This is a genomic window from Metabacillus sp. FJAT-52054, from assembly GCF_037201815.1.
Classification (GTDB): domain Bacteria; phylum Bacillota; class Bacilli; order Bacillales; family Bacillaceae; genus Metabacillus_B; species Metabacillus_B sediminis.
The window spans coordinates 407,328-433,646 of the sequence record NZ_CP147407.1 but is presented as its reverse complement, the minus strand read 5'-3'; the positions used below and the strand labels follow the sequence as shown (position 1 = coordinate 433,646).

The 26,319-nt window shown below is 46.5% G+C and carries 17 protein-coding genes; 3 read left to right on the top strand and 14 right to left on the bottom strand.

All coding sequences use genetic code 11. The features are described 5' to 3' along the window. Window positions 1-68: 68 nt before the first annotated feature. Window positions 69-1,796 (top strand): ABC transporter ATP-binding protein, encoded by a 1,728-nt coding sequence (locus WCV65_RS02385; protein WP_338779742.1) that lies wholly within the window; start codon window positions 69-71, stop codon window positions 1,794-1,796. An 87-nt stretch (window positions 1,797-1,883) separates the two neighbouring features. Here the strand turns inward: WCV65_RS02385 and WCV65_RS02380 are convergent, their stop codons facing one another. Beyond that, window positions 1,884-2,987: a DUF4179 domain-containing protein gene (locus WCV65_RS02380; protein WP_338779740.1), complete on the bottom strand. Its 1,104-nt coding sequence runs from the start codon at window positions 2,985-2,987 to the stop codon at window positions 1,884-1,886. Then, a complete protein-coding gene (locus WCV65_RS02375; RefSeq protein WP_338779738.1) occupies window positions 2,984-3,550 on the bottom strand; it encodes a sigma-70 family RNA polymerase sigma factor in 567 nt (188 codons plus the stop codon). The genes WCV65_RS02380 and WCV65_RS02375 overlap by 4 nt, the downstream gene beginning before the upstream one ends. Window positions 3,551-3,850: 300 nt before the next feature. Here WCV65_RS02375 and WCV65_RS02370 point away from each other — a divergent pair, with 300 nt between their 5' ends. Beyond that, window positions 3,851-4,360 (top strand): YcxB family protein, encoded by a 510-nt coding sequence (locus WCV65_RS02370; protein ID WP_338779736.1) that lies wholly within the window; start codon window positions 3,851-3,853, stop codon window positions 4,358-4,360. 34 nt (window positions 4,361-4,394) lie between these two features. On the opposite strand, the gene WCV65_RS02365 is transcribed toward WCV65_RS02370, so the two are convergent. The 5 genes from WCV65_RS02365 to WCV65_RS02345 all read right to left on the bottom strand — a co-directional run bounded on the left by WCV65_RS02365 (window position 4,395) and on the right by WCV65_RS02345 (window position 13,232). After that, the gene (locus tag WCV65_RS02365) at window positions 4,395-4,781 is read right to left on the bottom strand and encodes a hypothetical protein (RefSeq protein WP_338779735.1); all 387 of its coding nucleotides are present in this window, start codon (window positions 4,779-4,781) and stop codon (window positions 4,395-4,397) included. Window positions 4,782-4,932: 151 nt separating this feature from the next. Further along, on the bottom strand, window positions 4,933-6,363 hold the full coding sequence (gatB, locus tag WCV65_RS02360; protein ID WP_035407677.1) for an Asp-tRNA(Asn)/Glu-tRNA(Gln) amidotransferase subunit GatB: 1,431 nt from the start codon (window positions 6,361-6,363) through the stop codon (window positions 4,933-4,935). A 14-nt stretch (window positions 6,364-6,377) separates the two neighbouring features. Further along, entirely contained in the window at window positions 6,378-7,835 is a 1,458-nt protein-coding gene (gatA, locus tag WCV65_RS02355) for an Asp-tRNA(Asn)/Glu-tRNA(Gln) amidotransferase subunit GatA (protein ID WP_035407680.1), read from the bottom strand. Between the two features lie 15 nt (window positions 7,836-7,850). Further along, window positions 7,851-8,141: an Asp-tRNA(Asn)/Glu-tRNA(Gln) amidotransferase subunit GatC gene (gene gatC / locus WCV65_RS02350; protein WP_035407683.1), complete on the bottom strand. Its 291-nt coding sequence runs from the start codon at window positions 8,139-8,141 to the stop codon at window positions 7,851-7,853. Between the two features lie 612 nt (window positions 8,142-8,753). Beyond that, window positions 8,754-13,232, bottom strand: coding sequence for a phosphodiester glycosidase family protein (locus tag WCV65_RS02345; RefSeq protein ID WP_338779730.1), 4,479 nt, complete (start codon window positions 13,230-13,232; stop codon window positions 8,754-8,756). Window positions 13,233-13,956: 724 nt separating this feature from the next. On the opposite strand from WCV65_RS02345, the gene putP reads away from it, so the two are divergent. Continuing rightward, the gene (gene putP, locus WCV65_RS02340) at window positions 13,957-15,438 is read left to right on the top strand and encodes a sodium/proline symporter PutP (RefSeq protein ID WP_338779728.1); all 1,482 of its coding nucleotides are present in this window, start codon (window positions 13,957-13,959) and stop codon (window positions 15,436-15,438) included. Between the two features lie 107 nt (window positions 15,439-15,545). Here the strand turns inward: putP and pruA are convergent, their stop codons facing one another. The 7 genes from pruA to WCV65_RS02305 all read right to left on the bottom strand — a co-directional run bounded on the left by pruA (window position 15,546) and on the right by WCV65_RS02305 (window position 26,265). Next, complete coding sequence (pruA, locus tag WCV65_RS02335; RefSeq protein ID WP_338779726.1) at window positions 15,546-17,093, bottom strand: L-glutamate gamma-semialdehyde dehydrogenase; 1,548 nt, start codon at window positions 17,091-17,093, stop codon at window positions 15,546-15,548. Between the two features lie 682 nt (window positions 17,094-17,775). Continuing rightward, window positions 17,776-18,948: a CamS family sex pheromone protein gene (locus WCV65_RS02330; protein ID WP_338779724.1), complete on the bottom strand. Its 1,173-nt coding sequence runs from the start codon at window positions 18,946-18,948 to the stop codon at window positions 17,776-17,778. A gap of 19 nt (window positions 18,949-18,967) precedes the next feature. Beyond that, window positions 18,968-20,977 carry an NAD-dependent DNA ligase LigA gene (ligA, locus tag WCV65_RS02325; RefSeq protein WP_338779722.1) on the bottom strand — a complete coding sequence of 670 codons (2,010 nt, stop codon included), beginning with the start codon at window positions 20,975-20,977 and terminating at the stop codon, window positions 18,968-18,970. 34 nt (window positions 20,978-21,011) lie between these two features. Beyond that, window positions 21,012-23,231, bottom strand: a complete 2,220-nt coding sequence (gene pcrA, locus WCV65_RS02320; protein WP_338779720.1) for a DNA helicase PcrA — start codon at window positions 23,229-23,231, stop codon at window positions 21,012-21,014. Window positions 23,232-23,298: 67 nt separating this feature from the next. Beyond that, entirely contained in the window at window positions 23,299-23,985 is a 687-nt protein-coding gene (locus WCV65_RS02315) for a heptaprenylglyceryl phosphate synthase (protein ID WP_338779718.1), read from the bottom strand. Window positions 23,986-24,108: 123 nt separating this feature from the next. Further along, a complete protein-coding gene (locus tag WCV65_RS02310; protein ID WP_035407713.1) occupies window positions 24,109-24,414 on the bottom strand; it encodes a YerC/YecD family TrpR-related protein in 306 nt (101 codons plus the stop codon). 108 nt (window positions 24,415-24,522) lie between these two features. Then, window positions 24,523-26,265 carry an adenine deaminase C-terminal domain-containing protein gene (locus WCV65_RS02305; RefSeq protein WP_338779715.1) on the bottom strand — a complete coding sequence of 581 codons (1,743 nt, stop codon included), beginning with the start codon at window positions 26,263-26,265 and terminating at the stop codon, window positions 24,523-24,525. Window positions 26,266-26,319 lie beyond the last annotated feature (54 nt).

The window sequence follows — 26,319 nt, the reverse complement described above, 5'->3', positions numbered from 1 at the left end:
GGCCGGAATGCACTGACCCCCTGGCCTGTGCAGCCATGTGAAATCTGCACAACAAAGGGGTAAATTAATTGAATCATTTATGGAAGAAATTCCTTTCCTATTATAGGCCTTATTGGCGTTTATTTACCGTTGTAATGGTCTGCTCCATTCTCGGATCTGCGATTTCCCTCGCCTATCCACTGTTCACCAGGTATATCACAAAGGATGTCCTGGAAGGGGTGGATGAGAATTCTCTGAATCAGATTCTGCTGACGGGAGCGGCGATGCTTGTCCTCGCTGTATTTCAAATGGGCTTCAACTATGTGATGGACTATCACGGGCACCGGATGGGAGCGTTGATGGAGAGCGATTTGCGCAGCGAGCTGTTCAGCCATTTCCAAACCCTGTCCTTTCCTTTCTATGACCGGCAGAAAACCGGGCAGCTAATGTCACGGATGACAAACGATCTCTTCTGGCTATCCGAATTGTATCACCACGGACCAGAGGACTTACTGAAATACTCTGTGAGGTTTATCGGAACCTTCGTCATACTGCTGACAATCAACGTTCCATTGACCCTGGCCATCTTTGCCTTCCTGCCATTCATGGCTGCATTTGCGATTTATTTTAACAAGAAAGTGAATGCTGCTTTAAAACGAAACAAAGTCCGAATCAGTGAAATTAACGCGCAGGTTGAGGATAATTTTGCCGGCATCCGGGTCGTCCAATCGTATACCAATGAAGCGCTTGAAAAAGAAAAATTTGAATATGAAAACAACCGCTTCCTCGATAGCAGAAAAGCCGGCTACAAATACGAAGCCTATTTTTCCAATGGCTTTGAATTGTTTATTCAGCTGATCAGCATCACCGTCATTGTGGCGGGAGGAGCAGCGATTGTTCATTCCTCGATGGATCTTGCGGACCTAATTACGTTCTTAATGTACGTCGGATTCCTGATTGAGCCGATCCAGAGGGTAATCAATGTGGCAGTTCTCTATCAGGAAGGGATGACCGGCTTCGAACGGTTTGTGGAGATGATGGAGATTGAGCCGGATATTAAGGATTCTCCTGATGCCATTGAACTTAAGCATGCCAACGGGAAGATAGCATTTCGGAATGTCTGCTTCCGCTACGGGAACAATCAGCCGAATGTGGTCGATCATCTTTCGCTTAAGATCGAAGCCGGAGAATATGCCGCACTCGTCGGTCCGTCTGGCGCCGGAAAAACAACGATCTGTTCGCTCATTCCCCGCTTCTACGACATTCAGCATGGGGAAATTACAATTGACGGGATCAACATTCAGGATATTACATTGTCATCACTGCGGAAAAATATCGGCGTCGTCCAGCAGGATGTGTATCTGTTTGCCGGGACCATGCTCGAAAACATTCGTTACGGGAAACGTGATGCGACAGATGAAGAAATCATTGAAGCGGCAAAAAACGCCCACGCCCACGACTTCATCATGAAGCTGCCGAACGGATATGACACCGACATCGGCCAGCGCGGCGTAAGGCTTTCCGGAGGCCAGAAGCAGCGGCTCAGCATCGCCCGCGTCTTCCTGAAAAATCCGCCGATTGTCATATTTGACGAAGCGACAAGCGCCTTGGATAACGAAAGCGAAAAGGTGGTCAAGGACTCACTCGAGCGGCTTGCCCAAAACCGCACCACCCTCGTCATCGCCCATAGACTGTCGACCATCCGGAATGCAGAACGGATTATCGTTCTGAAAGAAAACGGCATCGCCGAAGAGGGTACGCACCAGGAGCTGATGAATAGGAATGGCGCTTACGCCAGGCTGCAGGGGGTGCAGTAAATTTTTCAAACAGAAAAGAGACAGGAACGTTACCCTGCCTCTTTAAGTATAAGAGCGGACAGCTATAGTCCGCTCTTTTTCTATTTATCAGTCTCTTAAAGGTATGACCATAGCATCTAGCACGATATCTTCCTTGACCTCCCCTGTCTTTTGTTTAATTGGCACTTCTCTTTTTTCTCCATCTGCTGTAATGACAGCTTCCCCATGATTTTCAGGAGTTTGCTTTCTTACCTGTACATGCGGGGTTACAATCAGCTCCGTTGCATTAGGATCGAGCTTTTCAAAGGTGCTGCTTAAGCTTAAGTTGTAGGCATCCTTTCCGGATCCTCCATTCCCTTCCCCGGAATAGCTGTTTCCTAAGTTGTCCTTCACATCCAGTTCGACAAACACATCATTCCATTGATTCCGAACCTTTCGATCGGCCGTTTGATTATAAAAGAGACTGAAGGACATAGGGGTTTGGGAGATTTTCGTCATGCTGACCTGAACGCCGTCTTTTTTGGTACTAAGATTGAGAACCTCTTCCTTTTGGTCCGCCGCTTTTAACGAAAAGGCAAAATTCCAATCCCCTTTTATCTCGGTATGACTATCAGGAAGGGAAAGCGAGTTTATCTTCCATTCCATGTTTACGTGATCCGCACCCTCTTGATTAAGATTAGTAGACCTGAATAGACCAACATAATGATTTTCATCGATCCTTGTAACTTGCCAACTGCCTGCCATGCCTGGCGAACCCAGTATTTCAGGAGAGCCTTCAGTCAGAAAATTTTCTGCCAGTTTCTTATCACTCTCAATCGCATATGTCATCGATACGGTTTTCCCGTCAAAGACCGCATCTTGAATGGTCACTTTAATTCCGTTGCTTTCTTCTGTCATATTCAGATCGGTTGAAAATTCCTTGTAGTGATCATACATCCCTGTTTTTCCGGTATCCAAAAACTTAAAAAGGTCTCCTACAACCGGAATGCTGCTTGCATAGGCAGGAAACGTCATTCCAACCATTCCAGCGGACAGACAAGCGAATATGGCAGCCGCTGCTGCACCCTTCTTCCAGCTGCTCCTATTCTTTTGCTTGATTGATTTTTTCAAGGTTCGTTTGACTTTTTCTTTCTCAACCTCACTGACTTCCATCGGTTCAAATTCAGACTCATCGAAATCCACATCATTTAATAATTCATAAATATCCTTCATAAACCGTTCTCTCCCAATTTCAGATTTGCCGCTTTGCTATGGAGTTTCCTTTTCCCCCGGTATATCCGGTTATCGATTGCCGTTTTGGTTAAACCCAGCTTCTTAGAAATATCCTCAGTTTTACATCCCATAAAAAACTTCATCATGAAAATTTCCCGATCCACCGATTCCAGAGTATTCATCAACTGAATGATCTCCGCTCTTTCCTCAGAATCCATCCATTCCTCTTCTGCAGAACGGCCTGTTCGCACATCCACATATTCAGCTGAGTATTCTGGGTTTTTGCTCGCTTTCCGGTAGTAGTCAATCGCTTTAAACTTAGCCACTGAACAAATCCATTTCCTGAAATCTGTATGGTCACCTTGAAACTTCTTCGAGTGATCCCAAACGGAAAGAAAAACATCATTGATACACTCCTCCATTAACCCGCTGTTCCTGACCGGAGTCAGAACCTTCACCACAACCCCTTTTATGAGGGGCAAATACTGATCAACAATATACTCCAATGCATGTTCATCTTTGCGCTGCAGGCGCTTTATAAAATTTGACTCGTTACACTTCATTTGATGAATCCCCTTATTTTTTTGTAAAAGCTTTTACACTTTATACAACGTTTAAGAGCAATGAATCTCTCGCTTTTTTTTAAAAATTTTCCAATCTATTTATATCATAACCGTTTCAATAAAATGAAATGGGGGTGGAAGACTTGAATTCGATTGAAAAGCAGAATTAAACAGGGCAGAACCGGAATTTCGATTATATGGTGATTTGGCAGCTGGGATGGTTCGGGCGAAACTAGGGGAAGATCAAGTAGCATTAGCAAGAAATCCCCCTTATAATCAGTAGAGAATGGGGGAATACAATTGGAACATCAATATGAATTAACCTTTGAAGATTATGCGGCATTTAACCTTCATTTTGTAAAAGAATCAAAGACCGCCATGCAATCATTTTGGATTCAGCGAATAATAGGACCCGTCATTTTTTTAAGTTTCCCCTTTGTTTTTTCTTGGGGAAAGGATGACTTTCTTGCGATGATCACTGTTTTTCTAATTCTCGCAGCTGCCTGGTTCTTTCTCTACCCTAAATACTTTTTTAAGTCTTTTAAAGGGAGAATTAAAAAGTTCATGCATGAGGGAAGCAATGGGAAAATACTTGGGGAACATACACTCATACTGGATGACAGCGGATTGACAGACATCAGCGAGTCCGGCAAGCACAGCACCAGCTGGGAGAACACAGAAAAAGCAGTAGAATTAAAGGAACACTATTTGATCTACATCAGTTCCATGCAGGCCTGCATCATCCCGAAAAGATCGTTTAAGAGTGAAATCCAGCTGGAAGAGTTTACACGGTATTTTGAAAGGCTATAACAAAAACGACCCGATTATACGACCGGGTCGTTTTTTAATGGCGAAGAAGAAGAAGCCGTTCACATAGATAGAAGGCTGTTGCTGTAACTCCTCCAAGCAAACTAAGAAAAAGAGAGGATTGTAAGGTTTGATAGTCCGTGAAGAGATGGGTGAGCTGAAGAATCAGTGCCCCAGCCATGAAGTAGACAAGGAATTTTAGATTTTTGCGATTCGTGATGACGTCTGCGAGGTACGAAACCGGGATGCCGATGATGCCAAAGATGATCAAGGCATAAACGGAGAAAGTGATAAGCATCGCAATTAACGTACCAGGGTTTTCAGCCACTCGTCCACCTTTTAGGATGAATGCGAGCACAAATAACAAGGCCCCGCATACCGAGCAAATAGCGGCCGTTCTCAATTTTTGCTGGAATCGGATCATTGGATACACCTCCACTATTTACCATATGTTTTTAATGTGGTTTTTTCAATAGAAAAGTTGATAGGAGCAGCTGAATATTGGTTTATTATTGATTTCTGGAGGATGTAACACTAAAAAAGCTCCCAGAGCAAACGCCCTGGAAGCTTTTATCTTAACGTTTATTAATTTCTTCCATGAGAAGCTTGTTGACCATTGGCGGGTTCGCCTGGCCTTTGGATGCTTTCATGATTTGGCCGACAAGGAATCCGATTGCGCGGTCCTTCCCGTTTTTGAAGTCTTCAATCGATTGCGGATTGGCATCGAGCGCATCATTTACAAATGTGCGAAGCGCGCCTTCGTCAGAGATTTGGACAAGTCCTTTATCTTTCACGATTTTCTCAGCATCGCCGCCGTTTTCGATCAGTTCTTTGAAGACTTTTTTCGCGATTTTAGAAGAAATGGTTCCTGCTTCGATCAGCTTGATCATGCCTGCCAGCCCTTCAGGAGTTAGAGCCGTGTCTTCAAGCTCTTTGTTCTCCGAGTTCAGGTATGCAGAAACTTCTCCCATCAGCCAGTTGGATGCCTGTTTCGCATCGGCACCGGTTTTGACGGTTGCTTCAAAGAAGTCGGACATTTCTTTAGTAAGAGTCAGAACCATTGCATCGTATGCAGGAAGACCAAGCTCCGCTACGTAGCGCGCTTTGCGCTCATCCGGAAGCTCAGGAATTTCAGCACGGATGCGTTCTTTCCACTCTTCATCAATGTAAAGAGACACAAGATCCGGTTCCGGGAAGTAACGGTAGTCGTCGGATCCTTCTTTTACACGCATTAAGAGGGTTTTGCCTGTGGATTCATCAAAGCGTCGTGTTTCCTGCTCGATGATTCCGCCGGATAATAGTACCTCTGCCTGGCGTTTTTCCTCGTGCTCCAATCCTTTGCGGACGAAGTTGAAGGAGTTCAGGTTTTTCAGCTCGGCTTTCGTACCGAACTGCTCCTGGCCGACTGGACGAAGGGAAATGTTCGCGTCACAGCGAAGAGAACCCTCTTCCATTTTACAGTCAGAAACACCTGTATATTGAATAATGGATTTTAATTTTTCAAGATACGCATACGCTTCTTCCGGCGTACGGATATCCGGCTCGGAAACGATCTCCACAAGCGGTGTACCCTGACGGTTGAAGTCAACAAGGGAGAAGCCGTCACCCGTATGGTTCAGCTTGCCCGCGTCCTCTTCAAGGTGAAGACGGGTAATTCCGATTTTCTTCTTTTGGCCGCCTACTTCAATTTCAATCCAGCCGTTTTCGCCGATCGGCTTATCAAATTGAGAGATTTGATACGCTTTCGGGTTATCCGGATAAAAATAGTTTTTGCGGTCAAACTTCGTATCCGTTGCGATTTCACAGTTCAGCGCCATCGCAGCCTTCATCGCGAAGTTTACAGCTTCCTTATTCAGTACCGGAAGGACACCAGGGTATCCAAGGTCGATAACGGAAGTGTTTGTATTCGGATCCGCTCCGAAATGGTTCGGAGAAGCGGAAAAGATTTTTGAATTCGTTTTAAGCTCAACGTGGACTTCAAGTCCAATCACCGTTTCAAAGTTCATTCGTTTCTCACCCCTTACAGTTCAGGTTTTGCTTTATGATGGTCCGTCGCCTGCTCAAATACATGGGCAACACGGTAGATGGTGCTTTCGTCAAAGTGCTTGCCGATGATTTGAAGTCCGAGCGGAAGACCGTTTGAAAATCCGCAAGGGACGGAAATTCCAGGGACACCTGCAAGGTTAACCGGAATCGTTAAAATATCATTCGCATACATCGTAAGCGGATCGTCTGTTTTTTCGCCGATTTTGAAAGCAGGAGTCGGAGTCGTCGGTCCAACAATGACATCGTACTTTTCAAAAACATCTTCAAAATCTTTTTTAATGAGCGTACGCACTTTTTGCGCCTTTTTATAGTACGCATCATAGTAACCGGAGCTCAGCGCGAACGTTCCAAGCATAATCCGGCGCTTAACCTCGTTCCCGAAGCCTTCTGCACGGGTCTGCTTGTAAAGATCGATCAGGTTTTCCGCATTGTCTGTACGGTATCCGTAACGGATTCCGTCAAAGCGCGAAAGGTTGGATGACGCTTCAGAGGATGCTAACAGGTAGTAGGTTGCAAGCGCATATTTAGAATGCGGAAGCGATACTTCTTCCCACGTCGCTCCTTGAGCTTCCAGAACTTTAAGAGCTTCAAGCACGGAGTTTTTCGCTTCTTCACTGACACCTTCACCAAGGTATTCTTTTGGAACCGCTATTTTCAGGCCTTTAATATCGCCTGTTAAGGAAGAAACATAGTCTGGAACATCCACATTTGCAGAGGTTGTATCCATTTGGTCTCCGCCCGCGATTGCTTGAAGAAGATACGCATTGTCTTCAACGGTACGGGTAATCGGGCCGATTTGGTCCAAAGATGACGCAAATGCCACAAGTCCGTAACGGGAAACACGGCCATATGTAGGCTTTAATCCAACAACCCCGCAATAAGCTGCCGGCTGACGGATCGAACCGCCTGTGTCAGACCCAAGTGAGAACGGAACCTCGCCTGCTGCAACAGATGCAGCCGAACCGCCGCTTGATCCGCCTGGTACGGTTTCAAGATTCCACGGATTTCTTGTCGGCTTGAATCCGGAGTTCTCTGTAGAAGAACCCATCGCGAATTCATCCATGTTCAATTTTCCGATCGTAACGGATTCTGCCTGCTGAAGCTTTTGCACAACCGTTGCATCGTAGATCGGCATGAAATTCTCTAAGATTTTACTGGAGCAAGTTGTACGAAGGTCCTTTGTTACGATGTTGTCTTTTACGCCGATCGGCATTCCAAAAAGGAGACCGAACTCATCGCGTGTACCGACTGCCTCGTCCAATTGTTTTGCATAAGAACGCGCGCGCTCTTCATCAAGCGTCATGAACGCCTGTACTTTATCTTCTACTTCGTTAATCCGTTTATAGGACTCATCAACAAGGTCCGTAACGGAAATGTCTTTTTTATGTAAACGCTGCTTTAACTCGGAAATCTTATGGTCAAATAATGACACCTAGGTTTCCCTCCCTTATTCAAGAATGGTCGGAACGCGGATGTATCCGTCTTTCTGGTCCGGAGCGTTTTTCACAACGTCCTCAACCGGAAGACCTTTAGCCGGCTTGTCCTCTCTCATTACGTTTTTCATATCCAATACATGAGTCGTCGGCTCAACGTTGTCCGTATCGAGCTCATTCAGCTGCTCTGCAAATGAAATAATGGCATCAAGCTGCTTCGAAAACATCTGAGCTTCCTCTTCTGTAATCGCAAGACGGGCAAGGTGCGCAACGTGCTTAACCTGATCAGTCGAAATGCGTGACATCAACTGTTCACCTCCAATAAAATCGTGCATAAACAATACTCTGATGATAACAAAATTTAGTGCTATAAAGCAAGGCATTGCGGGATTGGGGGGCGGCAATTCACAGACTTGGCGGTTGGGCGGTGGTTGGGACGGTGGTTTGGGCTGCGCCTGACCCGCGGTTCGCTAAAGGATGAAAGCTCCGGCACCGATGCTGTAAACCATTGGTACGCAAGGGCTGAGTGACTTCGGTCTCTGTCCCCCGCTTCGGTGAAGGATGTGGGGACTGGCACGGTGCCAGTCCCGCTGTTTATTGCCGAACTAAAGCTCTGGCACCGGCTCTGTAAACCCTCGATACATAAGCCTTCACATGCTTTCGTCTCCGTCCCCCGCTGCGGTGATGCATGTGGGGTCAGGCGCCGCAGCGGGTGTGTTGGGGCGCCAGTCAATAAAGTTTGCACTGACCCCCGCTTCTCTACCGCACTAAACCTCCGTCCCCATCCTTCACCACCTCTTGTCCTCCAGCACTTACTTGGCTTCTTCCTCTGACCCCCGATGCGGTGCTGTGCTGGGGGTCAGTGCAAAAACCGCAAAAAACCAGGAGCAGCACCCTGCCCCCGGTTTCAAACCCTGTCACTTCGTAATCGTATGATCGTCAATTACCCGGCCATCACGTGCTTTAGCCGTAATCTTTATTCCATCTTCCCCTACCGTTACGCTGGAGTACACTTGTGTTTTCTCTTCAAAATACACATCCATGTAATCCTGCGGGACGGCGTCGTAGAATTTACCGGCGGTTGAGCCGGCAATCAGGTAAGTGGTGCCGCCTTTTTCCACTTGCTTGCCGTCTTTCAGTTTGTGCGTTCGAACGTAAGCGTGGTCGTGGCCTGAGATGGCGAGGTCAATGCCTGCCTTGTCGAATGCGTTCGGGAATACACTTTTGACTGCTTCTGCTCCGCCTTGAGGATTGGAGTAGTATGGCGAGCGGTGATAGGTGACGATTTTCCATTTCTTTTTCGATTTAGCCATGTCTTTGATGAGCCAGTCTGCCTGTTTTTGGAGACCTGCGGTGTCCGTTTCGGTGTTCAGGACGGCGAAGTGTGCGTCGCCGTAGTCATAGGAGTAAACGGTTCCTTCAAAGCCGTCCGGGCCGTTGTCCGGCATGTTGAACAGGCTCTTGAATGTGTTGACGCCAGTGCCGATGTTTTCATGGTTTCCGACGGTTGGCATGATGGCGGTGGAAGGCGCGAGTTCTTTGTCTTTCATAGATTCAAAGAATGCATTCCAGTGCGAGTATAGGTTTCCATCATCAATCATATCGCCGACGTGCATCATGAATGCGGCATCCGGATGGTCCGCTTTTGCTTTTTTAAACAGTTCCGTGTAGATGCCGAAGCCCGATTCCGTTTGGTTCGGCGGTGCCTGGGTATCTCCCATCAGCAGGAAGGTGAATGGGTCTTTCCGCGATTCGTTTGCTTTGATTTCTGCAGGTTCGCTCCATCCTTCAGGCGTTCCATCTCCAGCGCGGTACATGTACGTTTGTCCCGGTACCAGTCCGATGACTTCAGCAGTATGGGCCTGAAGCTCGCCTTCGTCCATGGCAAGCGGTGTGCTTTTGCCATTTTTGGCTGTAAATCGTTTGCCGTTGAAGCCATCTTTCTTGTAATCTTCTAATTTGGCAATCTGAACGACAGAGTCTGTGACCTGCGGAGCTGTTGTCCAGCTGATATTGCGGCTTGATGGTTTGCCAGTGAAAGTAACGTTCAGTCTTTCCGGTTTGTTCGTTCCAAGATGCTTCAGCACATTTACTTCCTGTGTGAAGCTGTATTTATTTTCTTTTGCTGCCTGGATTGTTACTTTCCCGGGCATGACAGATAGCAGGTTCGTTTTAATGGTACCGTCTGAACCGGTTTTGCCAAATGTCCAGTCACTTAGCTCGGCATCGGCTGCTTTGAGCCAGCCCTGCACATCTCCCAGGCGGACTTGAAGCCAGCCCCCCTCTGTTTTCGTCACAGCCAGCACAATGTTCTTTGATACCGGTGCCACCATTTCCGAGGCGTCATTCGCTTCTTTTCGGATTTGAGTCATTTTCGCTTTTACTTTCGCAATCTTGTAATCCGGTGCTGTTACCTTTACTTCTGCTCCCTGAACAGGTTTTCCATTTTCATCCTTGACTGTTACTTTGGACGGAAATCCAGTAGATGCCCGGTCAGTGCTGACATTAAAATGGGCTTTCAGATTTTTTTCGATGTCCGGTAGATACAGATCGGTTTCTCCAAGTGATCCCGAAACGAAGTCAACCGCTGCTTTTCCTTTTGCCGAAGCAGGGATAGAAAGCGGCAGGATCCCAATTTCTTTATCGCCTTTCAACTTGTTCAATCCTTTTAATTCAAGCTCGATCGTACCGTCTTCTGTCATCTCGTTTTTTACAATCATATCGGAGGTAATGGATTCAGATAGATTTACAGAGCTGCCTTCTGTTTTTAAATTGGCTTTTAACTTCAGCTTCAGCGTATCCAGCTGCTCCGCTTTGCTTGCCTGAAGCTTGATAGGGAAAGCTCCGCCGATGTAGGCAGATTCAGGGGCAGTCGCTTTGAAGCCAGGCTGGCCGGCTTCGGTTTCAAACGTCCAGGACTTCGTTGTTTCGTTTCCGAAGTTGTCCTGAACGGTAAGTTTGGCCATATGGTATCCGTCCAGCATCGGGCTTCCCGGCTGGTAGGAAACTTTGCCGGATTCAGGATCCAATTGAGCTTTCACTTCTTTTCCGTCTACATTCAACGTAATGCGAGCCGGGTTGATCCCGGTGTCTTCATCCTTTGCGATGGCTGATATAACCGGCTTTGCATCGGTTACCTTTGCTTGATCAGAAGGCTGGATAGATTCGATCGACGGGTTTATTAAATCATCGTTTGTTTCGCCATATACAGCCCGGATGTTATCAACATAGATCGAGCCTGCATTTTTGTTGGCATCGCTCGTCTCCATGAGTCGGACGGGCAGGTCCATTTTTAAAGGAAGGGCCTTTCCTGCAGGTACTTTTGCTTCGACGTATTTCCAGCCGGTCCAGTCCATTTTTGTTGTAAAATCAAGTGCGAACGCGCTGTTGTTCCCGTCTCTCATCTGACTTCTAAGCCAGTGATTTTTTCCGTCGCCATATACCCACATTCCAATGGATTCCGGGTAATCTTCAATCGTGATTGGCTGCTTCGGATGGGCGTATGCACCAGAAGTTCCCGTTGTTCCTGAAAAATCGTAGTTGAGCTGAAGGGAGTGCTCTCCGAATCTGGCAGGCTCCGGATAGGTTGTCTGCTTGATGGAAATGGAGTTGAAGCGGGCTCCGCTATAGGTCCAATTCGCAAAATCCTTCTCAAAGTCTGCTAGAATGATTGGCAGCTTTCCTACTTGGATATCCATCGTATCGGTTATCCCTCCGTATTGAACGGTAATTTTTCCGGATGCCGTTTGGCTTGATGCCTTGAATATTCCATTTTTATCAACGGTTCCGATTTGTCCTTCTATCTTCCATTCAAAAAGGGATGGATCGGCGTCAACCGTTTTCCCGTCAAGCATAGCTTTTGGGGCGAGGTTGATTTCATCTCCTTTTTTCACGGTTAAGGAATCCTGCGGAAGCTGGATGCTGCTTAATTTATCCGTTACGGTAATGGCCGATGATCCTTTTGCCCCGTCTTTATTCGCAAGGACCATGCCTTTTCCGGCTTTGCTTCCTGCTGTGAACAGTCCTTTTTCATCCACTGTTCCGAGGGCGGAATCAGAGATGGACCAGTCCGCCTCCCCGCTTATTGGTTGAGGGAAGAAATTTGCATCCATTCCTTTTGCATCAAGATCCTCAGTACTTCCCTTCAGCATGAGCAGGTGGTCGGGCTGCATCGCAAGCTGGCTCACGCTTCCCGGCTGAGCAGATGTTGTAATAAGAAATGAGTTAGCGACAGCGCGCTCAAAGCCATCGGAGGGACGATTGACGAGGCCCAGACCATCTTCACCCGGCTGTCTTGCTGCAAAGGTGGAGGATCCGCCGCCATCGAGATTCAATGCTTCTACAGCGCCCATTTCAAACATCATGTCACGAAGCTCGAAAACAGTGATTCCCTCTGAATATCCCGGTGAGCGGCCGTCAATGACAACAAAGAAAATCGTTCCGTCCGCCTTTTTCCCGACAGCGGTCCGGGGAGCCACTGCTTTTGTAAAGTCATCTGAAACCAAATTGACCTTCTGGCCGTTTTGAACGAGCTTATGATTGCCGCTCAAGCCTTCTTCTGCTTCCAGCCATTGAGATGAAATCTGTGTTTCAATTTCAATTTCCTGACCCGGCTTTAGGTTTTTTACCTTTTCAGCACTGGTTCCGTGGCCTGACAGAACAAGCTTTCCTTCTTCAATCAACTGATTGCCCTTTCCCTCAATAACCGATTCGACCTTTGCTTTCATTTTTCCCGGTTTATGTACATCCCCGGACTCAATCGTCAAAACTGCTTCCGTTCCGGCTGTGTTCGTCCCGGTTGACTTCAATGGATCTGAATATAAGACGAGCAGGTTATTTGATCTCGTTCCGTTTAAATTATCAATATGCTGAATGTTTCCGTCGGAATGGAGCTTAAATTGAACCCCTGGAATACCGAAGAGCGGCGTTCCATCCTTCTTCATCCCGAATGATTCCTTGTATCCTGATTTAAGGATGCGGCCATCGTGGATAACAGTTCCATTTGGAATTCCGCTCGACATGTTATAGAAATCTCCGTTAAATGCCCCGATTACAACCTGTCCGGGCTTTGAGACGGCTGCAGCCTGCTGGCGGACCGGCTGCATGCCAAGGTCTTTTCCATTTGGGAGACCCGCGTCGATCTCCAGATTTTGTGAATCCAAGTCCACGTTCATAACAAACGCTTCCTGCCTTCCGCGGCTGCTTCCAATTGTGACCGATTCCTGTTCAATTCCCGGTGCAATCTTTTTCTCCCACTGATCAATGACTTGTCCCAATGAATAGCCCGTCTCTTCCGCAGATGCGTTTTGAACTGGCAGCATCACTCCTGCGGCAGCCGTTTGAGCAGCTAATACAGATGCAAAAAGTACGGTTAATAACCTGCGTGGCTTTCTCATCTTCATCTCCCCGTTTCACCTTATTTTCAGTCGCTTCCCTCCAAACCGTATCACTTTGAATTGTAGTTTTATGAGAATTATTTTAAAGTTTTTGTAAATGGATGAAAATTAAGGATATCGCCCTAAATAACATTTGAAGAGTTTGTCGAAAAAGCAGGTCCTTTCAGTCTTGCGTTTTCCTAAAATAGGCCAAATTTTATTTTCAGAATAGTTTTACTTCAATTCATTCGAGTAATCGCTTACATAACCATGAAACTTATACATCCCGCTACCGCTTCCAATTTCCGACACGTTTAGACTGCTTGAATATTGGGGATTTATTTGATAGGTTAAGAAACCGTAAGCTGCGAACGGTGCTCGCCGCCATTTCACACCAGTTAAGATTCAGCGTAATCCCTTTCTTGATCAATCCTTCCTGTAAAAAGAGACCCTGATTTGTCATATATTGTTGTTTTTCTTCTCTGCCTGGATTCTCCAGATGACAAAGCTGCGCTAATTTTCCAGAAGGTAAGCCGGAATTGCCGGCGGTAAGGGCTGTATTCTTTTTCGGGGTGAGCAGGATCACTTTCCTTGCTCAAATGAAATGACGACAAAACATGGATGTCCGCTGTCCTCATAGCGGAGACGTACAGCTTTTAAGCGTGTGCGGAGGGATGGTTCATCCCGTGTGAAAGGTTTTGAGCGGTTTGTTAGTAGCAAAAAAAATGAGAATAGGAGAGATATTGTGGAAATTGGAGTTTATATATCATTAGCTCTCTACTTCATTATGATGCTCGGAATCGGGTTTTATGCGTTTAAGCAATCTACCGGTGACGTAGAAGGCTATATGCTTGGAGGACGCGGACTCGGTCCTGCTGTTACCGCACTTTCTGCAGGTGCTTCCGACATGAGCGGATGGATGCTCATGGGACTGCCTGGGGAAATGTATTCTACAGGGCTTGCTGCCATGTGGATTGCCATCGGATTAACGCTGGGAGCTTATGCAAACTACTTAATACTTGCTCCAAGACTTAGAACTTATACCATTGTAGCGAATAACTCAATTACAATTCCGGATTACTTCGAAAATCGTTTTCACGACAAATCCAAAATGCTTCGCCTTTTTTCTGGGATTGTTATCGTGATATTCTTTACGCTTTATTGTTCTGCAGGAATGGTCTCTGGAGGAACGCTGTTTGAATCCTCCTTTGGGTTAAGCTATATGACCGGACTTCTGATTACAGCAGGTGTCGTAATCGCCTATACTCTATTTGGCGGATTCCTTGCAGTCAGTTTGACGGATTTTGTACAAGGAATCATCATGTTTCTAGCCCTGATCTTAGTACCTGTTGTTGCCCTGATTGATTTAGGCGGTTTAGGTACTACGGTCGATCAAGTTAAGGCAATTGATCCTAAGCTGTTTGATGTATTCCGCGGTACGACTGTTCTGGGAATCATCGGATTTCTTGCATGGGGATTAGGCTATTTCGGTCAACCTCATATTATCGTCCGCTTTATGGCAATCAACTCCATTAAAGAATTAAAGCCGGCCCGCCGCATCGGGATGAGCTGGATGATTGTTTCTATTGTGGGTGCCTTGATGACTGGACTTGTCGGTATTGCTTATGTAAAAGCCAATCAAATTGACTTAGGGAACCCGGAAACAATCTTTATCAAATTTGCAGATGTTCTTTTCCATCCGCTTATTACAGGATTCTTGCTATCTGCAATTCTCGCGGCGATTATGAGTACGATCTCCTCCCAGCTGCTTGTTACATCAAGTGCTCTGACAGAGGATTTCTATAAAACCTTCTTTAAGCGCAATGCTTCAGATAAAGAGCTGGTTATGGTCGGAAGACTGGCTGTGCTCGTTGTAGCGATCATTTCAATCCTGCTTTCTCTTAAGCCAAGCGGAACAATCCTTGATTTGGTTGGAAATGCTTGGGCTGGATTCGGTTCCGCATTCGGACCTGCAATCCTGCTTAGTCTTTACTGGAAACGCATGACGAAATGGGGCGCACTTGCCGGCATGATTACGGGTGCAGTCACTGTACTGATTTGGCTGACCATTCCTGGTCTGACGGATTTCTTATACGAAATGATTCCAGGATTCTTCCTCAGTCTGCTTGCTGTTATTGTGGTAAGCAAAATGACGGCAGAGCCTTCTAAAGAAGTGGTAGATGGCTTCAAAGAGATGGAAACCGTTTTGGCCAAAGAAACCAAATAAACGTTTGTTTAAAATAGGGAAAAGCCATTCACCTTAAGGGTTGAATGGCTTTTTTCGCGTGTAAAAAAGCCCGCTGAGCGAACTCAGCGGGCTTTTCTCTTATTCTATTAAAGCGTTTCAGAAGTCGTTTTCGCTTGCATATGAAGAACTAAATAGTCAGGTCCGCCTGCTTTTGAGTCGGTTCCGGACATATTGAATCCTCCGAATGGCTGATAACCTACAATGGCACCTGTACATCCGCGGTTGAAGTAAAGGTTTCCGACGTGGAAATCTTCTCTCGCCTGCTCGATGTGATCACGGTTGTTTGTAATAACAGCACCAGTCAGACCATACTCTGTGTTGTTGGCAATTTCAATCGCTTCATTGAAATCCTTCGCTTTGGCAATGGCAACAAATGGTCCAAAGATTTCTTCCTGCATAACACGGGCTTTTGGATCAACGTCTGCCACAACAGTCGGCTGGATAAAGTAGCCTTTTGAGCTGTCCCCTTCTCCACCTGCCAGAAGACGTCCTTCGCTGCGTCCAATTTCAACATATTCCATAATTTTATCAAAAGCAGCCTGGTCGATAACCGGACCCATGAAAATAGAACCGTCAGTCGTATCGCCAACCGTTAACTCTTTTGTCAGCTCAATCACACGATCTACAACTTGATCGTATACATCTTCTACGATCACCGCACGGGAACAAGCGGAGCACTTTTGACCGGAGAATCCGAAAGCAGATTTTACAATCGATTGTGCAGCAAGCTCAAGATCTGCCTCTTTATCTACTACAATCGTATCCTTACCGCCCATTTCAGCGATTACACGCTTCAGCCAAATTTGGCCTTCGCTCAATTTGGATGCGCGCTCATAAATGCGCAAGCCTACATCGCGGGAACCTGTGAAGGAAATGAAACGAGTGCGCGGGTGGTCAACCAAATAGTCTCCAACCTCTGCACCGCTTCCAGGAATATAGTTGACAACGCCCTTCGGAAGGCCTGCTTCTTCTAAAACTTCTATGAATTTCGCTGCCACAACCGGCGTCGTGGAAGCTGGTTTTAATAGAACTGTGTTTCCTGCTACAAGTGCAGCAACTGTCGTTCCAGCCATGATCGCAAATGCGAAGTTCCAAGGAGAAATGACCAAACCTACTCCAAGCGGAATATAGCTGTAGCGGTTGTATTCGCCTTGACGGCTCTCAACCGGCTGTCCGTCTTTCAGCTTCAGCATTTGACGCGCATAGTACTCCATGAAATCAATGGCTTCTGCCGTATCTGCATCTGCTTCATTCCATGGTTTACCAGCTTCTTTAAGAAGCAAGGCAGAGAACTCATGCTTGCGGCGGCGTACAATGGCTGCAGCACGGAAAAGAATATCTGCGCGAACCTCTGGCTTCGTCTTGCGCCATGTATTGAACGTCTCATCAGCAACCTGCATCGCTTTTTCCGCAATCTCGCGAGTTGCTTTAGAAACGCGTCCGATTACCTCTTCTTTATTTGCCGGATTAATAGAAACAATTTTATCTTCAGTGGAAATTCTCTCTCCACCTACAATCAAATCGTAATCTTTCCCAAGATAGGATTCTACTGTTGCCAATCCTTTCTCAAAATCCTGCTTATTAGAATCTACCGAAAAATCCGTAAACGGCTCATGCTTGTAAGGTACTACCATTAAAATACGCCTCCTTTTAAAATAAAACGGTTACAAATCTATCTTAACTGATTATTCCCAACCATTCAAACATAGAAATGATTGTTACAAATTTTATTTTACTAAGAAAAGCGGAGGGCGCTTGCCCAGCGCTGAGAGACGGTGGAGCTTCTGACCGAGAGGCGCTCCTAGTAAAGATGTTCTGCTAAAGGCGCGACGTCCTGTCGCAACGCAGAACTGACCCGCATCCTGCGGGCCCTCGACCGAAGAAGCGAAGCGGCCGAAGGGCTAGCCGCCGGAGCTAGACACAGACCAAGTTCGAGAGGGAGCTCACCAAGCGCTGTGAGACGGCGAAGCGGCCGAACGAACAGAAATGTAAACGCGGCGCCTGACCCGCTATCCTTTAAAGCATCGGGGGACAAAGACTAATGTCTGCAATCCCTTCTATAAAAAGGTGTTAATCGCACAGGTGCCAGAGCTTTAATCTGGCAGAGAACAGCGGGACTGGCACGGTGCCGGAGCTTTCATGCTTTAGCAGAGTGCGGGTCAGGCGCGCACAGGTCCACTGGTCCACCGGCGTACTCAATTGCGCACAGGTCTCCACCCAGCGCTCAGCTGCACCAGTCACACGAATATTCGCCACAACCGCCCCCCCACCGCACAGAAAAAGACTGCCCGCATCATTCAGACAGTCTCAAAAACATTATTTAAATATATGCGTAACAGGTTTCTTATCCCCTGCTTTGCGGGTGATAAGAGCTTCCTGTCCGCCGGTGGAGGTGATGTTGATTTCCAGGTCAATATAGTCCTGCGGGAAGTACTGGTTGATTTTTTCGATGACGAATTGGGTGAGGCCGATAACCTCTGCCTTTCCGTAAAACTGCATGGGAATTTCGATTTTCAGTTCCTTCAGTTCATCGTCTTTATAATGGGCTTTTCCGATTACGCCCGTGTAGTTAGGGAAATAATCGCCGATTTCTTCTTTGAAGCGTTCAAATGTATCCGCGTCTTCCGGTTTTTCTGATTTGGCTTCCGGTGATGGGAAGAATTGATAGCTTTCGTTGATATCCTTCCAGCCTTCCAGGTTGCTGCTTCCCGGTTTTGCTTCGCTTTTCGCGATAAATTCTCCTGGCACGATTGAGGATTTCGGCTGCTGGACATACAGCGCTACTGTTATCGGGACATCTGCCAGTTCTTTGTTTTGGCGTGTTTGCTTTACAATTTGAGCGGCAATTTTTTCGCCTTCCTTGCGGATGGTGGAGCTGTCCAGTTTGGATTCTTTTGCAATATCATCCTGCTTATAATAATGAACGGAGTTTAAGGCAATCCCGATCATGACACCGCCAAGCTCGATCGTTTTGTCGTCTACCCTCTTGAAATAGTTTTGTTCAAGGACACTTGCCAGATATTTTGGAGTGTCTGTTGCTTCAAGGTCGGATATGACCGGATTGAGCCCGGCGTTGCTGAATTCCTGTTTGCTGTCTTTAGCTTCTTTTTCTTTTGTTTCGAGTGCTTTTCCTTCGTACTTATACCTTAGCCAGCCGCGTACCTGATCTTCTTTCAGATATTGGCCTTCTTGATAATAATAGTTGTTTTTCGATGGAAATGGCTCTTGAGCGAGGTCCATTAAGCCTGTTTCGAACTGGTCAAGGTCAAGTCTTGTGTTCAGGTTTTCAGCCGTAAGGCCTCTTGCTGCTCCCGTTTTGAAGGGGAGGACAACGCTGTAGTCAGCGTCAGAGATGGTGCTTTTCGGAATAATCGCCTTCTGCTTTTCGTTGTTTGTTTCCTGAACGACTTCATTGTCATCTCCGAAGCTTGGTGCGCATGCACTTAATAGCATGCTGCAGGCCGCCAGGATGACGATCCATTTTTTCAAAGAATGCCCACTCCCTGCTTTATTTCTTTAATTCCTCTATCATTCTTGCTTCATCCCATATTTCAATGCTTAGCTCTTGTGCTTTTGACAGCTTGCTCCCTGCTGCTTCCCCGGCTATCAGGAGATCTGTGCTTTTGCTGACACTGCCTGTTACTTTTCCGCCCAATGCTTCAATCTCGGCCTTTGCTTCATTTCGGCCCATTTCCTCAAGCTTGCCGGTCAGCACAATGGTTTTGCCGGCAAAGTAGGAGTCGATTTCTTCAGGTGCGACAAGCTTCGGCCCTTTATAATTCATATTTACTCCATGGCTTTTCAGTTCTTCGATGAGCTGGGCCACTTCCGGTTTTTCAAAATACGTAACGACGGCATCGGCCATTTTGTCCCCAATTTCGTTAATAGCGAGCAGTTCTTCACGGCCTGCTTCCATAAGGCGGTCCATCGTTTCAAAATTCTGAGCCAGTGTTTTTGCAGCTTTTGAGCCTACATGGCGGATTCCGAGTCCGAACAGAAGTTTTTCAAGAGAATTCTCTTTTGATTTTAAAATGGCATTCAATAGATTCTCCGTTGATTTCTCACCCATCCGGTCAAGAGCAAGCAGCTGATCATTTGAGAGCTCATACAGGTCTGCCACATCGGTTATTAACCCTTCCTGAAAAAGCTGGGCAATCACGCGCTCGCCAAGACCGTCAATGTTCATGGCGTTTCTTGAAACGAAGTGAATCAAACCTTCGCGAAGCTGGGCAGGGCACATCGGATTAATACATCTTAATGCCACTTCCCCTTCGATGCGGACGAGTTCACTGCCGCATTCCGGACATTCGGTTGGCATCGCGAATTCTTTTTCGTCACCGGTTCGGTGGTCAGCGAGAACATTTACGACCTCTGGAATAATATCTCCCGCTTTTTTCACGATGACGTAATCACCTAAACGGATATCCTTTTCACGGATCAGGTCTTCATTGTGCAAGGAAGCGCGCTGAACAGTCGTCCCCGCTACCCGGACAGGTTCAAGAATGGCTGTAGGTGTAATGACTCCGGTTCTTCCCACGTTCAGTTCAATATCAAGCAGCTTTGTCATCACTTCTTCTGCCGGGAATTTATAGGCAATGGCCCAGCGCGGGCTTTTCGCTGTAAATCCAAGCTGCTGCTGCTGACTCAGCGCATCTACCTTGATAACGACTCCGTCAATTTCGTATGGAAGTGTATTGCGCTGCTCCTGAATGGTGTGCAAAATTTTAATGACTTCATCAATGGTTTCGCAGTTCTTTCTTTCAAGGTTCGTTTTGAAACCAAGCTCATCCAGAAGATCAAGACCTTCACTTTGTCTTTCAACTCCTGTTTCACCAAGGTCTCCAATACCATAGACGAAAATATCGAGATTACGTTTCGCGGCAATTTTCGGGTCGAGCTGGCGGAGAGAGCCGGCAGCCGCATTCCGCGGGTTTGCAAACGGCTCTTCCTCCAGCTCAATTTTTTTCTCGTTTAGCTTTTCAAACGATTTTTTCGGCATAAATGCTTCGCCTCTTACCTCAATGGATAAGGATTTTCTCAGGCGGAGCGGGATTGAGCGGATCGTACGGAGATTTTCGGTAATATCCTCCCCGATGGAGCCATCCCCTCTTGTCGCTCCTTGGACGAACACTCCGTTTTCATAACGGAGCGATACAGCGAGGCCATCGATCTTTAACTCTACGACATATTGAACCTCGTCTCCTGCATTTTGGCGGACACGGCGGTCAAAATCCCGCAAATCCTGATCATTGAATGCATTGCCGAGGCTGAGCATCGGCGTCTTATGCTCGACCTTGCTGAAGCCTTCCAAAATCGCTCCGCCAACACGCTGGGAAGGGGAATCAGGCGTTTTCAGCTCTGGAAACTGTTCTTCAAGACTGATCAGCTCATGGAGGCGCTGATCATACTCGGCATCTGGTACACTTGGTTTGTCCAGAACGTGGTATTCATAATTGTAGCGGTTTAAAAGCTCATGCAGCTCCTGAACTCTCTTCTGGGATGATTGAAAATCGGTCATAATCCCAACCCTTTCCTAAAGCTATCCGTGATCATTACATTTTTTTTATGGGAGCAAATGCTGCAAGAAGCCTCTTAATGCCTACCGGACTTGGGAAGGCGATATCGAGTTCCTTGCTGTCACCCTCGCCCTTCACACTGACAACGGTTCCGACACCCCATTTTTTATGCTCGGCTTTATCGCCAACACCCCAGTCAAATCCTTCTCCGCCGGTTGAAGCTTTTACCGGACGTTGGACCTGGGCCATGCGCTGGCGGTCCCGCTTCGTATTGCCGAACGGGGTGGTCATCGTTTTTTTACTCTCATTTAGGTTTTCCAATAATTCCTCAGGTATTTCAGCAATGAACCGGGATTCGGGATTCATATTGGTCCGGCCAAAAAGCGTCCTCATCTGGGCATTGGTTAAATACAGCTCTTCTTCAGCCCTTGTAATCCCTACATATGCAAGTCTGCGCTCTTCTTCCATCTCTCCTTCTTCCATGAGAGAACGGCTGTGAGGGAATACTCCCTCCTCCATTCCCATTAGGAAAACGACAGGGAATTCCAGTCCTTTTGCCGAGTGGAGCGTCATAAGAACGACCGCATCCTGTTTTTCCTGTTCTTCTTCACTAAGCGAGTCGATATCGGCAATGAGCGCGAGATCCGTCAGGAAGGAAACGAGGGTTTTATCTTCGTTGTTTTTTTCAAAGTTTTGCGTAACCGACAGGAACTCGTCGATATTCTCAAGGCGGCTTTGTGCTTCGATGCTCTTCTCCAATTTCAGCATTTCTCTGTAGCCGGATCTCTCAAGAATTTCTTCCGTTAATTCTGTGACGGATAAATAATCCTGCATACCGGTGAGGTTGCGGATTAAATCACGAAATTCAATCAGTGCGTTCGTCGCCTTTGCCGGCAATCCAATGAAGTCTACCTCGTGAATGGCCTGGTACATGGAAAGATCATTCTCTGCCGCATAGCCTGCCACACGGTCGATTGAAGTCGCTCCAATTCCCCGCTTCGGCACATTAACGATTCTGGCAAAGCTGATGTCATCATCCGGATTCGCAATCATCCGTAGGTAGGCGAGCAAATCCTTGATCTCTTTCCTGTCATAGAACTTGATTCCCCCGACGATTTGATACTGAATGCTCGACTTGATCAGGATTTCCTCCATTACCCGTGATTGGGCATTGGTGCGGTAAAGGATCGCACAATCTGAAAACTTCCTTTTCCCCTGATCGTACAGCTCCTTAATTTTCCCTGCTACGAATTGGCCTTCTGCTGATTCAGAGTCTGCGCGATAGTAGCTCAGCTTCGCTCCTTCAGCATTTTCCGTCCAAAGATTTTTCGGCTTGCGGTTGGAGTTATTCTGAATGACCTGATTCGCTGCATTCAAAATTCTTTGTGTTGAGCGGTAGTTTTGCTCAAGCATGATCACTTCTGCATTCGGATAATCCTTTTCAAAGGAGAGAATGTTGGAAATATCCGCTCCGCGCCATGCGTAAATGGACTGATCCGAATCCCCTACCACACACAGGTTACGGAAACGGGAGGCCATCATTTTGACAAGCAGATACTGTGCTCTGTTTGTATCCTGATACTCATCCACGTGAATATATTGAAACTTGCGCTGATAGAATTCAAGGACCTCAGGAACTCTTTCGAATAAGCGGATGGTCGTCATGATCAAGTCATCAAAGTCCAGCGACTGGTTTTTCAGCAGCTTTCTCTGATAATCGGTGTAAATATCGCTGACGATTTGCTCGAACATACCGCCAGTTGAGGACTTGGCGTATTCTTCCGCATCAATCAATTCATTTTTTGCCGAACTGATCGAGCCTAAAATGGCACGGGGATCATATTTCTTCGGATCAAGGTTCCGTTCCTTAAGGATGGACTTTACGACGGACAGCTGATCGGCTGAATCGAGGATGGAAAAATTCCGGTTCACTCCGATCCGATCGATGTCCCTTCGTAAAATACGGACACACATGGAGTGGAACGTTGAAATCCAAATATCATCGGCTCCTGGTCCAAGAAGGCGTCCAATCCGCTCTTTCATCTCTCTTGCTGCTTTATTTGTGAAGGTCAAAGCAAGAATGTTCCAGGGAGCCACTCGTTTTTCTGCCATTAAATAAGCAATCCGATGAGTAAGCACTCTGGTTTTTCCGCTTCCCGCTCCAGCCATAATTAAAAGAGGCCCATCAGTAGCTTTTACGGCCTTCCCCTGCTCTTCATTTAATCCGTTTAATAACTGCTGTGCTATAAAATCCACTATTTCCACCGCCTAACCAAACGTTTGTTCTTACTTTTATTTTAATTCTATCCACTTGTTTTTGCAATCAGCTTTTCACTGCACCAACGGTTTTTAGAGCTGCCTTTAAATCATCGTAAATGACATTCCCGACAATGACCGTATCCGCGAATTCAGCCATTTCCGCTGCTTTCTCAGGAGTCGTGATGCCTCCTCCGTAAAACAGCTTCGTGCTGTTCAAAACGGATTTCACTTCTTCCACAATATAAGGATCTCCATATGTACCGCTGTATTCCAAATAGAATATCGGCAGATGGAACATATTTTCCGCCATCCGGGCGTAGGCTTTTACATCCTCAAGCTCAATGGTAGTATCGGCATCCGTCAGTTTAGCGGCCTTGCAGTCTTCATTTAAGATGCAGTAGCCTTCCACAAGCGTTTCATCCCAGTCCATCAATTCCCCGAATTCTTTTAGCGCATTTTTATGAAGCCCGACAATCCACTTTGGATCGCGGCTGTTGAAAACCGTCGGGATAAAATAAAGATCAAATCCGGGAACAATGGCTTCCAGGTTCGAAACCTCCAAAACACATGGTACCAGGTACCGTCTAACACGGGCCATTAAATTTAAAATATCCTCTTCGTTTATATGATCGCTTCCGCCAATAATAATCGCATCTGTCCCCGATTCACAAACCTGCTCCAGGTCTTCATCCGTAATCAGCTTGTCCGGGTCTAGCTTAAACGCGTGGCGCCATTCTTTTACATCGTACATCATGTACGCCTCCCTTTTAACCATTTCATTATTATATCAAATTAAGGTGGGTTGAACACTATTAGCCGGGCATTGATTGATGGAAAAGAAGCACAAAAAAAGACACCTCAGCGGGCGTCTCTCTTATGATTCATTTGGCTGTTTATGAATGCGCTCAAGCGCCATTGTATAAGCATCGTTTCCATAATTCAGGCAGCGCTTTACTCTGGAAATGGTTGCTGTGCTTGCACCCGTTTGCGTCTCAATTTTATGATACGTAAACCCTTCGCGAAGCATTCTTGCCACTTCAAGGCGCTGTGCCAAAGATTGAATTTCATTCACCGTGCACAAATCGTCAAAAAACCGATAGCATTCATCCAAGTCTTTTAGGGAGAGCACTGATTCAAACAGTTGATCAAGCTCTTTGCCGCGCAATTTATCAATTTGCATGCAGTCATTCTCCTTTTTATATGTTAATCTATGGCATTCAGTCTAAAATTCAAAGGAAATGGAAGAAAATAATATCTTAGTTATAATTATTCGTTATCCTTTCCTATTTTAACGCATTATCGACGGAAAGAGTATCGTTTTTTTCTTCACGTCGAAAATTCCCCTTGGTGTAATCCGGACAAATGGGAGATGGGTGGAGGAAAGGAAAAACAGCGTGTAAATCGGATCCTCGAATGCGTATCCTCTCTCCTTAAGAAAGGAATGGAACTCCCGGTATTTATCCATCAGCTCAGGCAGCTCTGCTTTGGAAGCCGTCCCGTTCAGTTCAAGCTGAAGTTCATAACAGATGCTGCCATCCTCACAGATGACAATGCCGCCGCCGATTTCAACCATCTGTTTATAAGCGGCAATCATATCTTCCTTATTTTTGCCGATCAGCAAAATGTCGCCAGTAGCCGAGAAGGAGCTTGCCAGGCCTTTTACTCCGCCAAATCCTTTCAGTACGGTGTTAATTCTCCAATTTCCATTCCGGTCAATCAAAGCCAGAAATGATTCATCATGGTCAGTGGATAATTCATCTGTGGCCAAATCCCGGCTGACGGAATAGGGCTGCATGATGACGCCATTCACCATGTGCAAACCGAGCGGCATGGAAAACTGAAGGTCATCCATCGTCAGCCCCCACGTCATGCTGAGAGGAGAAAATCCGCAGTCCTTCCAAGGCAGCTCCTCCAAATCCTCTTGAAGATTTTGACGATTCTTTTTCAGCCATTTCCCTTTTGCCAAAACATGAACCGGATTCGGCTTCAAAGGATCCTCTAAGAAGTTCAATGTTGCAAAACGGCCTGCTGCAGCCGAGCCAAGCAAATGATCAATTCCATAGTAGCGTGCAATATTAAAGCTTGCCATATGATACGCATCAATTGGATCGACTCCTTCGTTCAGAGCCATCTCTATTAAAGGATTCGTCACCCCGTCTTTATAAAAAGCCGGGGTTGCCCCGTCTGTCGTTAAAAATAAATGCTCATAGGAGGCGATCGGCAGTTCCTTGATTTCCTTCAGCAGTTTGGGAAGATCCGGTCTGATTGAAGAGTGTCTGAGTGCAACCGTGTAGCCTGCAAGCAGCCGCGAGTACACCTCTTTGCCAGTCATAGCTTCATGATCGGCATCTATTCCAAAGAGCTTCATCTTAGTAAGTGTTTTTTCAGATGCTCCAGGGAAATGCCCTTCCACACGCTTGCGTTTCTTTTTAGCCTCCTGAATCCGGTCAAGCATGAGGTCATCTCCGGAAAGCAGGCTTGGCCATCCCGTCAGCTCGCCTCCCTGCAAGACGCAATCATGGTCGAGCCATGCGGAAATCCTGTCAGGAGAAAGGATGAAATCTTCCTTATCAACTTCAGATTGAAGATCGAACCGAGCCCACCAAAAATGATGAAAGAGCTCCTCTGAACAGTGTCTCAACAAAGTAAGCGCTTTCTTTTGATCGTTTTGAAACAGCAGGTTTAAATTGTCGCTAATCAGCGTTGTTGTTCCATATTGAGCTGCATATCGGGCCAATGTCTGGGGATTATATAACTGAAAAGGATGGGCATGAGGCTCAATATATCCCGGTACAAGATACAGCCCTTCACAATCCATGATTTCGGTCTGGTCTGAATGTTTCGGCAGCTCTTCGCCTATATAAACAATGCGATCTCCATATATCCAAACGTTTCCATGGATCCATTGCTTCAAGTATGAGTTTAAAATGACCGCATTCTTCAAGAGGATTGTCGGCGCCATTTCCTGGTCAAGTACTTGGATTTGTTCGCGAATCTGGTCATTTTTCCAAACGGCACGGTGTTCCGGCATCGAAGAATCCTCCTTCTGGAATCATTAGGCAAACGCTTTCACGAAAGTGCAGTT

Excerpts from the sequence above, each read along its gene's own strand:
- gatB (WP_035407677.1), bottom strand. The coding sequence starts at position 6,363 with ATGAACTTTGAAACGGTGATTGGACTTGAAGTCCACGTTGAGCTTAAA.
- WCV65_RS02345 (WP_338779730.1), bottom strand. The coding sequence starts at position 13,232 with ATGAGAAAGCCACGCAGGTTATTAACCGTACTTTTTGCATCTGTATTA.
- gatC (WP_035407683.1), bottom strand. The coding sequence starts at position 8,141 with ATGTCACGCATTTCGACTGATCAGGTTAAGCACGTTGCGCACCTTGCC.
- ligA (WP_338779722.1), bottom strand. The coding sequence starts at position 20,977 with ATGACCGATTTTCAATCATCCCAGAAGAGAGTTCAGGAGCTGCATGAG.
- WCV65_RS02375 (WP_338779738.1), bottom strand. The coding sequence starts at position 3,550 with ATGAAGTGTAACGAGTCAAATTTTATAAAGCGCCTGCAGCGCAAAGAT.
- WCV65_RS02310 (WP_035407713.1), bottom strand. The coding sequence starts at position 24,414 with ATGCAAATTGATAAATTGCGCGGCAAAGAGCTTGATCAACTGTTTGAA.
- WCV65_RS02365 (WP_338779735.1), bottom strand. The coding sequence starts at position 4,781 with ATGATCCGATTCCAGCAAAAATTGAGAACGGCCGCTATTTGCTCGGTA.
- WCV65_RS02305 (WP_338779715.1), bottom strand. The coding sequence starts at position 26,265 with ATGCCGGAACACCGTGCCGTTTGGAAAAATGACCAGATTCGCGAACAA.
- WCV65_RS02380 (WP_338779740.1), bottom strand. The coding sequence starts at position 2,987 with ATGAAGGATATTTATGAATTATTAAATGATGTGGATTTCGATGAGTCT.
- pruA (WP_338779726.1), bottom strand. The coding sequence starts at position 17,093 with ATGGTAGTACCTTACAAGCATGAGCCGTTTACGGATTTTTCGGTAGAT.
- WCV65_RS02315 (WP_338779718.1), bottom strand. The coding sequence starts at position 23,985 with ATGTACGATGTAAAAGAATGGCGCCACGCGTTTAAGCTAGACCCGGAC.